Here is a 5,853-nt window from a genome sequence, read left to right on the forward strand (position 1 = left end):
AAATCGTCTTACTTTTGCTATATATTTTGCAAGACGAATTACCTGATGGCTATAGCCGTATTCGTTATCGTACCAGATATATAATACGATGTTTTTTCCGTCTTTTGATACAATAGTTGCGTTACTGTCATATATTGAAGGAGCAGAAGTTCCAACAATATCAGATGAAACTAATTCATTATTCAAAGAATATTTTATTTGCTCAACTAATTCTCCTTCAAGTGCATATTTCTTCATGATTTTATTAATCGCAGCAATTGAAGTGGCTTTTTTAACCTCTAAATTTAAAACTACAAGTGATCCATTAGGAACAGGAACTCGAATAGCATTTGAAGTTAACTTTCCTTCTAAAGATGGTAAAGCTTTAGCAACTGCGCTTCCTGCACCTGTTTCGGTAATTACCATGTTTAGCGCAGCAGCTCTGCCGCGACGGTATTTTCGATGCATATTATCAACTAAATTCTGATCATTTGTATAAGCGTGAATAGTTTCTAAATGACCTTTTACTACACCTAAAGTTTCTTCAACAACTTTTAAAATTGGTGTAATTGCATTTGTAGTACATGAAGCCGCAGAGAAAATATTATTTTCATCTGGATTATATTCATTATGATTCACACCATGTACAATGTTTGGAACTCCCTTTCCTGGCGCAGTAAGTAAAACTTTATTTGCTCCATTAGAAGTTAGATGTCTTTTTAAAGCCTCTTCAGTTGTGAACGCTCCAGTATTATCAATTACCAAAGCATCATTAATTCCGTATTGAGTATAATCAATTTCTTCAGGAGAATTAGCTGTAATAATATGAACTGTAGTTCCATTGATTATTAATGCATTATTTTTTGGATCAGCAATTACGGAACCTTGAAAATCACCATGAATTGAATCGTATCGAAGTAAAGAAGCTCGCTTCTCTAAACTTGATGCGTCATTCTTATCACGAGTAACAATTGCTCTCAGTCGCAATTGGTTTCCTTTTCCTGTTTTAGACATTAATTCTCTCGCTAATAAACGTCCGATTCTTCCAAATCCGTATAGAACAACATCTTTAGGCTGAATTTCTTTTGATGATTTAGCCTTTTTTAATTTTTCGATAACAAAATATCTTGCATCAGGATATTTTTCATCTTCTAATCGATATTCATAGGTAAGTTTACCAAGATCTATCTTTGCTGGTGGAAGATCTAATGATAAAACAACTTTTGCGATTTCTACCGAATCAAAAATTGTAATTGGCTTGCCTACAAATTCACCTGCATATTGATGAAGATTGATAATGTCACTGACATTTTTATCCAGTAATTGGTTTTTGAATAAAACCATTTCAATGGATTTGTCGTACCATAAATCACTTATTACTTTGATTAATTCGACACCAGCTCTTCTTCGGTCCACTTGTAATGATACCTCTTTTTGGTACAAAGATTTTTTGCTCATAATTGATTAAATTAAAAAAATAAAATGCTCACTATTTTAAAATTTTGCGCAAAAGTATCCATTTCAATCGATTTCGTAAACTATTTTAGCATTTATTTTTGAAATTAATATAATAGCTTTTTCTTTTCATTAAATAAAAAAAAGCCATCTTAATTATTTAAGATGGCTTTTAGTAATATGATTTTTGTTAACTGAGACTTAGATTATGATTCTAAAAATCTCACCATTTTTGTTTATCATTTCAATTCTTACACTTTGTCCCTCATCTTTTTTATTCAAAAGTTTAGAGACAGTTTCAACATTTGTTGCTTTTACATTGTCTATACTTAAAATGATATTACCCTGCAGCTCGTTTTGGTACTGCATTAAATTCTCGTTTGTAATATTTTTAATCTTTACACCATAATCAATTCTGAATTTCTTTTTGTCTGAAACATCAATATTTTCTAATTCCATACCTTTATATTCGGTACTAAAAAATTCATTTTTACTTAAAGTAACCGGAACAGTTTTAGTTTTTCCTTCTCTGATATAAGTAACTTTAATAACATCACTTGGACGTTTAGTATTAATATAGCCTGATAGATCAGCATAAGTTGAAATATTTTGTTCATCAAGTTTTATAATAATGTCTCCTTTGCCAAGACCTGCTTTTTCGGCTCCAGAATTTTTAGAAACCTTACTAATATAAAAACCTTGAGTTTCATTAACCCCCAATTCTTTAGCCACAGCACTATTCAGTTCTCCACCTTCAACACCTAAAATCCCTCTTTGAACATTTCCAAATTCCATTATATCCTCAATAATTTTTCGAGCAATATTAGAAGGAACCGCAAACGAATATCCTACATAAGATCCTGTTGTCGACGAAATCATAGTATTAATTCCAATTAATTCACCTCTTGTATTTACCAATGCCCCGCCGCTGTTTCCTGGATTCACTGCTGCATCGGTTTGAATAAAGGACTGAATACCGCTTTGGTCTAAATTTCTAGCTTTCGCCGAAACAATTCCTGCAGTTACAGTCGAGGTCAAGTTATACGGATTTCCTACTGCCAAAACCCATTCGCCAACTTTTACACTGTCAGAATTTGCAAAAGGAGTATAAGGTAATTTTTCGTCAGCATTAATTTTTAAAAGTGCGATATCCATTTTAGAATCCGTACCAATAAGTTTTGCTTTATAAGACTTTTTATTGTTCAATGTTATTTCAATTTCAGTAGCATTCTTAATAACGTGATTGTTTGTGACAATGTAACCGTCTTCAGAAATAATAACACCAGATCCTGTTCCTACTTGTTCCTGCTGCTGTTGTCCTCCATAACCATAGAAAAATTCAAGCATAGGATTACTTACAGTTCGCCTGCTGACATTTTTAACGTGAACAACGGTATGAATTGTTTTGTCCGCAGCCTCTGTAAAATCTACAGTTTCAGCAGAGAGCGCGACATTTTTTCCTAATGAATTGGGCGCAAGTGTAACAACAGAGTTTCCTTTTCCAAAAAAAGAATTGTTACTCTCAAATAATAACTTGTAAGCTCCAAGGGTAATAGCACCACTTAAAAGTGACACTAAAAATAAGGACGAAAATCTTTTCATAATTACAATTTTGTTTAAGTTATTTAATGTAAAAATAAAGCAAAAAAATATTTTGTAAAGTGGTTTAACGCTCTTTAACAATGATTAACATTTCATTAATTATTAGTTCGTACTTTTGTATTACTTAATGACTAAAAAATGCAAATAGAATTCTATAAATATCAAGGAACTGGCAATGATTTTGTCATGATTGATAATCGTACAAATTTTTTCCCAAAAGACGATGTAAAATTGATTGAACGCTTATGCGACAGACGTTTTGGTATTGGAGCTGACGGTCTTATTTTGTTAGAAAATGATCAAGAAACTGACTTCAGAATGGTTTATTATAATTCTGATGGAAACCAAAGTTCAATGTGTGGAAATGGAGGACGCTGTCTAGTAGCTTTTGCAAATCAACTGGGAGTAATAGATAACAAAACAACCTTTATAGCAACAGACGGTTTGCACCATGCATCAGTAAATAATGATGCAATTGTTTCATTGCAAATGATTGATGTTGATGAAGTGAAAAAAAACGATTCCTATACTTTTTTAAACACAGGATCGCCACATCATGTTCAGTTAGTTGATGATTTAGAGCATTATAATGTGAAAGAAAACGGAGCAGCAATTCGTTATGGAGAATTGTACGGAGAAAAAGGAAGCAACGTTAATTTTGTAAAAAAAGTTGACGATCAAACTTTTTCACTTCGTACCTATGAAAGAGGAGTTGAAGACGAAACTTTGGCCTGTGGAACTGGAGCCACCGCAGTTGCAATTGCAATGAATGCCACTGGTCAGACAGATAAAACTTCGATTGATTTAAATGTTGAAGGAGGAAAATTAAATGTTTCTTTTGATAAACTAGGGGAGCATTTTACAAATGTTTTTTTAACTGGACCTGCAAAATTTGTTTTTAAAGGAACAATCGAAATCTAAAACTTATAATGATTACACTTAAAGGCGATACAATTTATCTGCGCGCATTAGAACCTAATGATTTAGAGTTTGTATATGCTATGGAAAATGATCAGAGTATCTGGGAAGTCAGCAATACTCATACACCTTATAGTCGTTTTTTAATTCGCCAATATCTCGAGAATGCTCAGCAAGATATTTATGAAGCAAAGCAATTGCGTCTTGCAATTTGTCAGGATGAAGATTTTCCCGCAATTGGTTTGATCGATATATTCGATTTTGATCCAAAAAATAATAGAGCAGGAGTAGGTATTGTGATTCAAAAAAATGAAAATAGAAGTAAAAACATTGGTTCTGAGGCATTAGAACTGCTGATTCATTATTCTTTTTTTAATTTGAATCTGCATCAGCTTTATGCAAATATTAGTACAAGTAATGACGCAAGTATAGCTCTTTTTACTAAATTTGGTTTTGAGAAAATTGGAATTAAAAAAGATTGGATTTTGTTAAACAGTCACTATTATGACGAAGCAATTTTTCAATTAATTAATAAAGAACATTTAAATTTATAGCTTTGAATCTAAAGAAAATCATTACAATAACTGCTGTAGCCGTAATTTCTGTTTTAATAGTTTACGGTTTTATATTAATTAGCCAAATATTCAGCGCCAATACAAAATTTCAGGAAAAAGAGGTTTATGTTTACGTTCCAACTGGCGCAAACTATACAGATGTAAAAAAGATATTAGAACCCTATATCAAAAACTTTGATAATTTTGAAATGGTGGCAAACAAAAGAAGTTACCCAGAGAATGTAAAATCTGGACGTTTTCTTCTTAAAAAAGACATGAACAATATTGACTTAGTTCGTGCTATGCGTTCAAATGTTCCTGTAAAATTGGCTTTTAATAATCAAGAACGTTTAGAGAATTTTGCTGGAAGAGTTGGCTCTGAAATTGAAGCGGATAGTTTGTCTTTAATGAAAGCATTTAAAGACTCTACTTTTCTAGCAGCAAACGGATTCAACGAGGATAATGTTTTTGCTATGTTTATTCCAAATACATATGAAGTATACTGGAATACATCTGCAGAAAAGTTCCGTGATAAAATGATTAAAGAATATCATAATTTTTGGACTCCTGAAAGAATTGAACAAGCTAAAAAACAAGGTTTAACTCCAGTTCAAGTATCTATTTTAGCATCTATAGTTCACAAAGAATCAGTTAAAAAAGATGAGCGTCCACGTATTGCGGGTGTTTATTTAAATAGATTGCGTTTAGATATGCCATTACAAGCAGACCCTACAGTTATTTACGCTTTAAAACTGCGAGATAATAATTTTGATCAAGTAATCAAAAGAGTTTTTTATAATGACTTGGTTATGAAGTCACCTTACAATACTTATGTAAATACTGGACTTCCTCCAGGACCTATTGCAATGGCAGATATAACAGCATTAGAAGCTGTTTTGAACCCTGAGAAAAACGATTACATTTATTTCTGTGCAAGTGTCGATCGTTTTGGTTATCATGAATTTGCTTCAACTTTAGCCGAACATAACGTAAATGCAAAAAAATATTCGGACTGGATTGCAAGTCAAGGTGTAACCAGATAAATAAGTACAATACTTTTTTTGATAAAATACAAGATATTAAACCGAAGTTTTTACTTCGGTTTTTTTATGTTTTGAATAGAACTAATTTTTCAATTTAAAGTTTTTTGAGTTTAAAATGCAGAATTATTAGTTTCTTATTTTAACAGTACAATTTTAGTAAAATTTAGATGCAAACAGCATTAAAATTAGATTTGAAATAGTTTTTTCAAGAATTGAAATTTATCTGATGAAAATCTTATTTTTTCTCTATAATTTTTTTCTCGATTTTTATAATTGAAGTTTTTATTCACGTTAAAAACTAT

Annotated in this window: 5 protein-coding genes; 3 read left to right on the top strand and 2 right to left on the bottom strand. The window is 31.5% G+C overall.

Going from position 1 to position 5,853, the window contains the following annotated elements:
• The coding region (locus B0A81_RS13400; protein ID WP_089058505.1) for a glyceraldehyde-3-phosphate dehydrogenase at positions 1-1,437 on the bottom strand (1,437 nt) is incomplete at its 3' end.
• 198 nt (positions 1,438-1,635) lie between these two features.
• The gene (locus tag B0A81_RS13405) at positions 1,636-3,036 is read right to left on the bottom strand and encodes a Do family serine endopeptidase (RefSeq protein WP_089058506.1); all 1,401 of its coding nucleotides are present in this window, start codon (positions 3,034-3,036) and stop codon (positions 1,636-1,638) included.
• Between the two features lie 138 nt (positions 3,037-3,174).
• Here B0A81_RS13405 and dapF point away from each other — a divergent pair, with 138 nt between their 5' ends.
• The 3 genes from dapF to mltG are packed head-to-tail and all read left to right on the top strand — an operon-like array spanning position 3,175 to position 5,551.
• Positions 3,175-3,957 (top strand): diaminopimelate epimerase, encoded by a 783-nt coding sequence (dapF, locus tag B0A81_RS13410; protein WP_089058507.1) that lies wholly within the window; start codon positions 3,175-3,177, stop codon positions 3,955-3,957.
• Between the two features lie 8 nt (positions 3,958-3,965).
• A complete protein-coding gene (locus B0A81_RS13415; RefSeq protein ID WP_089058508.1) occupies positions 3,966-4,508 on the top strand; it encodes a GNAT family N-acetyltransferase in 543 nt (180 codons plus the stop codon).
• Positions 4,509-4,510: 2 nt separating this feature from the next.
• Complete coding sequence (gene mltG / locus B0A81_RS13420) at positions 4,511-5,551, top strand: endolytic transglycosylase MltG (RefSeq protein ID WP_089058509.1); 1,041 nt, start codon at positions 4,511-4,513, stop codon at positions 5,549-5,551.
• Positions 5,552-5,853 lie beyond the last annotated feature (302 nt).

Origin of the sequence: Flavobacterium plurextorum, assembly GCF_002217395.1 — a bacterium.
GTDB lineage: Bacteria > Bacteroidota > Bacteroidia > Flavobacteriales > Flavobacteriaceae > Flavobacterium > Flavobacterium plurextorum.

Excerpts from the sequence above, each read along its gene's own strand:
- B0A81_RS13405 (WP_089058506.1), bottom strand. The coding sequence starts at position 3,036 with ATGAAAAGATTTTCGTCCTTATTTTTAGTGTCACTTTTAAGTGGTGCT.
- dapF (WP_089058507.1), top strand. The coding sequence starts at position 3,175 with ATGCAAATAGAATTCTATAAATATCAAGGAACTGGCAATGATTTTGTC.
- B0A81_RS13415 (WP_089058508.1), top strand. The coding sequence starts at position 3,966 with ATGATTACACTTAAAGGCGATACAATTTATCTGCGCGCATTAGAACCT.